Annotated in this window: 3 protein-coding genes; 1 reads left to right on the forward strand and 2 read right to left on the reverse strand. The window is 29.9% G+C overall.

Annotated elements, in window-relative coordinates:
• Positions 1-108 carry a DUF3898 domain-containing protein gene (locus ADA55_RS29250; RefSeq protein ID WP_153246108.1) on the forward strand — a complete coding sequence of 36 codons (108 nt, stop codon included), beginning with the start codon at positions 1-3 and terminating at the stop codon, positions 106-108.
• A 647-nt stretch (positions 109-755) separates the two neighbouring features.
• Here the strand turns inward: ADA55_RS29250 and ADA55_RS07715 are convergent.
• Both ADA55_RS07715 and ADA55_RS07720 read right to left on the reverse strand, forming a co-directional pair.
• Positions 756-1,880, reverse strand: a complete 1,125-nt coding sequence (locus ADA55_RS07715; RefSeq protein ID WP_048681577.1) for a TIGR02391 family protein — start codon at positions 1,878-1,880, stop codon at positions 756-758.
• Between the two features lie 594 nt (positions 1,881-2,474).
• Positions 2,475-5,018: a DEAD/DEAH box helicase gene (locus tag ADA55_RS07720; RefSeq protein ID WP_048681580.1), complete on the reverse strand. Its 2,544-nt coding sequence runs from the start codon at positions 5,016-5,018 to the stop codon at positions 2,475-2,477.
• Between the last annotated feature and the right edge of the window lie 221 nt (positions 5,019-5,239).

Here is a 5,239-nt window from a genome sequence, read left to right on the forward strand (position 1 = left end):
ATGATAGAATCCAATACAATAGAGTTCGATAAAGGCGTTTCGCCGATTGAATTTTATAAACCGGATGATTTGATGGAGATTGTAGAGCGGATTAGTAGGAAGGTTTGAGTTGTTGAGGGCTTTTAACCCAAAAATTGTGTAATGAGGCGATTTTAACAGGTTTAGTGACCGCATTAGTGACCGCTGATATGACGTCTAAACACGCATCATTAAAGCATTTATGACTTTACTAGTGACCAAAAATGTGACCGCTCCTGTAATTAATAAAACTAAAAAACGGTCTTAAAGTTGTGAATAAGGTTTCTATTCAACTCATTTAAAACAAAAAGAAGTTCCTGAAAATTAAGGAACTTCTTTTATTAATACTAAAGAATCTTGAACCTATGACCCAACTCTGTCAATAGGACAGTACAAACTAAGTTGATGGACTTTTAATTATCTTTAAACAGTCTATAATGATAAAACGAACCCTCATTCACTTTCTCATAATAGAACTTAAATGGCATAGCACTTCCAGATTTATCAACAACTGCTTCTGTTGTTAAGAACATTGCAGCAAGTTATGGATATAATCACGTATAACGAGTATTTTAAGATTATAGACTACTTCACATTTTAATGTTTATTTTTAAATAATAAAGTAGTGAATAAAAACTGTAAAGTAGTCAAGAAAGTGCGTTCTCCCTCCTCACTATAAAAAAATATGAAAACCCACCTTAACCTATGGTACGTTTGCTAACTAGATACATACTTATTTAAAATGGAAGTTCTACATATTTTACCTCGGGGAAATCCTTTAATTGTTCTTCAAAGACTTTCCACCACGGATGGTTTTCTTCGCATTGTATTTCGTATCTCAATTTTTCTACTATTTTCTCATCTTTATTTTTTAGTCCCTCACTAATGTAATAATAAAGCCAATAATCTATATCTTCGTTATTTACTTTACAAATTTTATTCCAAAAGTGGTTTTCTACATATTTTATTTCTTCTTCATCACCTCCTTTGATTTTATTCACTAACGCATATGTCCAATTATTAATATCTTCAAATTTCATTAAATGTTCTGTTTCAATCCAAGTCCCAATTGCACCAAATCTACACTTATTATTTGAAGCATCATATTTACCCGACTTTACATTTTCAAGTAACATACTCTCTATTCTCATTTTCACAACTTTTTCAACCCTATCCCAATATTTTGGTGGTAGTATATGTAAAAATGAGTGTATATCTTCATCCAAATTTTTATACTTTAATTCTTCACTAACTACTTTATACACCTGAAATATATCACTGGCTTCAAATTTTTCAAAAAGAGCATCCATAAAATATCTTAGATTATATATATTACCTTTATTACGTTCCAAAATTACAGATATAGCAATATTTGCTCTCTTACGTTTGGGGATTTCATTCACCAGTAAAACTGAATATTCTTCATTTCTTACGTAATGCTTATCGAATACCCTTGTTAAAAATGTTGCTTCTTCAAAATTCACTTTTGATTTATCAATAATTTTCAATAAATAACCAATAAAATATATTATAGAATCTGCTTCTTCTTTTGAATCGCTAGACTTATCATGACTTCTTGGATTTCGAATCGCAGTATACAAGCCCCTAAGTATTTCTTGTATCCCCTTTTGTACATTCTTTTCTGATTCAGTTTGTAATTTATTTAGTTGCACCTTAGGATTTTCACCTCCAAAAGCTTGTCCTATTAAACTAGAACCGTCACCTTCTAAACCAGTTTTATTTCTAATAGTATCTGTTAATAAATGCATGGCATCTAAAATAGCACTAGAGTAACTTTCATTTTCATAATTTTTCTCTATAGCTTCCCACAAATCTTGTTCAATACTAATTTTCAAGTCCACTAGATAAACACTCCTACCGTTAAGAATAAATATAATTAAAATCTAAGACTAATTTTCTTTTACATAATTATACCATTATCAATACCTTTATCACCCATTATTGATGAAAGTAGATGTATTATGACCTTCTTTTAGAAAAACTAATGTTAGGAATGAGGTAAACTCCCCCTATAAAGCACTAAAAATAAGATGCGAGTGCTTCTATTTCATTTTCCTCTTTTTTTCTCACAATAAAACGCAGCTTTAGATATAGTTGTCATATCTTATTTCTATTACTTTGTAATATTCTGGCTAAATGTAGGGTAAGGAACGGACTACTGCAAGGGTAGAACCATCCAACATGTGTTTAGAAACTATAAAACGTTTCCGATTGCAGGAGTGTAACAGCTCCTACACAATTCAATCTTTAAATCATTGTATTTAGTGATAAGATGCTCCCAATAAGCAAAAAAGACACCCATTTTTGAGTGTCTTTTACAATTTATCCAATTAGGTTTTTATATGGGGAAGGCAATATTGATTAATAAATATTAACCCATATCTTTAAAAGGTATTACCAACTCTCTTACCACTACAAAATTATTAAAAAGAATATCATCTTCTTATATTTCTTATATACTTTTGTTTAAAAGTATTATCAGTAAGATAATACTTTCTTAATTTCCCTTCTAACTCTCTCTCAGTCCAGGAATTAGGAGATTTATATGAAAGTTCTCCAATCAGTTTTTGTAAATTATTCTTTAATAAACTTAGTTTTTCTAAATCAATTACTGAAAATTCATTATTAATATGCGAATCCTGAGCAACTATATTACTTTTATGAAGAATTACTCCAACCATTCTTTCATTTTCAGTATATAATTCTTTGTACCATCTTATTGAGGCAGTCATCTGATTAGCTTCATCTCTACTAATGTTATTTAAACTGTTATTTTTACACTCAATAACAAAATCAAAATTCTCCGTTCTCCAAAAATTATCTGGTCCATCATTATCTTCGCTATCTGGACATGTAGATTCAAACCCTAAAAATTCCCCTAATTTTCGAACGGATGACTCGAAGTCTTTATATAATATGTTAGGAGAATATTCTAATGTTGAGAGTAGGTCATTTACGTAAATTACTAAATCTGTTCCTCTATCAAATTCAGCTACTTTTCTTTTGAAATTAGGTATCTGACTACCATAATTTTTTACTTTTCTACTTCTAACAAAATTTAGAGGTTTTAGTAAACTTGCATTTAATTCTTTCGCTTTTATTTGTAAGTCACTAGCTCTGGTAGAATCCATAGAATGTATTAATTGTGCGTATAGTTGATAATACCATCCCTCATCCTTACTTTTTGAAACTATAGTCAATATTTTTCTCATGAAATTATCAATAGATGATAAGTCTTCTTTACGTTTTGCTTCAAATAACATATTTTCTAACACTGACAACTCAAGTAAATCATTAAAATTACTACTTTGATATTCATTGTCAGCAGAATTAACTAATTGCTTATGAAAGGTTCTCCATGAATCAGTTGCCTCTAAGCATTCTTTAATTGCGTCTTTCATATAATCAATTGCAATATGTTTTTCTAATACTTCTTCTCCAGCTACTAAATTAACTCCAAATTCTAATTGAGATTGAATAATAGGACTAAATAAGGGTTTATTTGGGTTTTTTCCAATAAAGGATAATAAATCATCTCCCATTAATATCGTAACACAATGGTCTGTTCCTGAACGTACTCCTCTTCCTAATCCTTGTTCAATAGTCTGCGCTCTTTTCATATTTACAAGCATTGAGTTTTCTCTGTACTGCATTTCAATTTTTTCTTTTAAAGATTCTTTAGTAGGCATACCGTCAATGACTAATAATCTACATGCTTCGTCTAATAAATCCATTCCATCATATCTATTTTGTACAACACAAACTCTACCCTTTTTTTCAACCTTTAGTTTATTTATTTCTTCAACAACATTATCACTATTTAATAATCCGGCTCCCATTTTGGTCCAAATTTCACTTTTTTTGTTATTGGGAACAATAACAACAACATTTATGGTTTTTGCATATTCAAAACATAGCTGACGAATTTCATCGTCTGTAACCTCTTTATTATACCTTTTAGGAGCGAGTATTAAGCGTTCACCTAAGTTAATTGTATTTACTTTAATAGGATTTTTAACAGCACTTTCATCTACTCCTAAATCACTAATTAAAGAATATCCATTATTCAAAGTGGCAGACAAAATAAAACGGTGTTTAGCTTTATTGTACGCTGGAATTTTATAATAAGGAATCATTAATGGAGTTATTTCAATAGTTGTACCACTTATAAAACATTCGCAATTTTCCAATTCATCTAATATCAAATTTGAATTAAAAAATATATCACTATTTTCCTTATTGTTATTTTCTTCCAACAACTTAATTACACTTGATATTTTATTATTCCAATCCCAATATGGAATTTGTTTAATAACACTAGCTTCACCCTTTACAATACTATTTACTGCTGCTCTTCCTTGTTTATTAAGGTCATCAAGGAACAAGTTACCCAAATCTACAAATAATTTTTCATTTTCATATCTATTAATCTTAATTGATGCTTTTTGTCTAGCCTTTTTTACACATTCGTGAGCATCATCTATTAACAAGGCCCCGATTTCTTTTATTTCTCTATCATTTCCTATGACACCAAAGACAGATCTTCCATTAAATAATTTATCAAAATTTGTTATTAAGATGGCTTCACTATTCTCAAATTCCAATGGAAATTGTTGATAGCCTGTTGTCTGCTCAAACTTACAGACAGGTATGCCATATAAAGAAGCTTGCTGATAAACTTGCTCCACTAGTTGGTTATCTGGACATAAATAAACTGCTGGTCCAACTCCTTCTTTAAGTTTAGAATATAGCATTAATAATCCAGTTAAAGTTTTCCCAGACCCCGTATCCATCAATCCAACTATATCCCTAACATTTCTCCTACTTTCCCATTGCTTTAAGAAATCAGTTTGATTTCCTCTCAAAAAATCATATCCAGGCTTTTGTATAAGAGACTTACTAAAAATATCAATAGAATTTATTATTATTTCTTGTGTTTTAACTGAGTATTCTTTCATTTTTCTATCAAAAAAGCCCAAAAGACCATCTCCTAATATTCTTTTTATTATATTGTAACATTAGTAAGTTTTTAATCTATCAAAAACTCTAAGTCAAAGCCCACTACCATCTAACTTAAGATTTTCAACTCTTTTGCAGGAGTGAAAGAGCTAAAGCATTTTTCCTGTAACTAACTTTTGTTTTTGGTGAAAAGTACCCCCTAATACTAAAAAGACACCCTAAAAGGGTGTCTACAATAATA

It is taken from the genome of Bacillus sp. 220_BSPC (genome assembly GCF_001054655.1).
In the GTDB taxonomy this organism is placed as follows: Bacteria; Bacillota; Bacilli; order Bacillales; family DSM-1321; genus Peribacillus; species Peribacillus frigoritolerans.